General features: G+C 72.7%; 1 pseudogene. It reads left to right on the top strand.

From position 1 onward, the window contains the following. Positions 1-73: 73 nt before the first annotated feature. Positions 74-432: pseudogene (locus tag SB751_RS28260) on the top strand (monooxygenase); the annotation flags it as partial.

Below are 432 nucleotides of genomic sequence, written 5' to 3'. Positions count from 1 at the left end.
AACCTGTGCAGGGGGCGCGCGCGCCAAGCCGCGCCGGCAGACCCGGATTGTAGTGGACGGGTAAAATCCCGGCATGACTATCTCCGCCTTCGACATTGCGATTCTCGGCGCCGGCCCCGTGGGGCGTGTCCTGGCGTTGATGCTGGCGCGCGTGGCGCCGGACCCGTCCCGCATCGCCCTGCTGCAGGGCGCGTCGCCGGCGCCCGTCACGCCGGCCGCCGCCGTGCCCGCGGCCGATCCGCGCGTGCTGGCCATGAACCACGGCAGCCGCGTGCTGCTCGAATCGCTGCACGCCTGGCCCGCCAAGGCGGCGGACATCCTCAACATCCACGTCTCGCAGCGCGGCCGGCTCGGCCGCAGCGTGATCCGCAATACCGATTTCGACGTGCCGCAGCTGGGCTGCGTGGTCGCCTACTCGGCGCTGCACGCCCG

Source organism: Cupriavidus sp. SIMBA_020, assembly GCF_046535395.1.
Taxonomy (GTDB): Bacteria; Pseudomonadota; Gammaproteobacteria; order Burkholderiales; family Burkholderiaceae; genus Cupriavidus; species Cupriavidus campinensis.
This window is presented reverse-complemented; position numbering and strand designations above follow the sequence as displayed.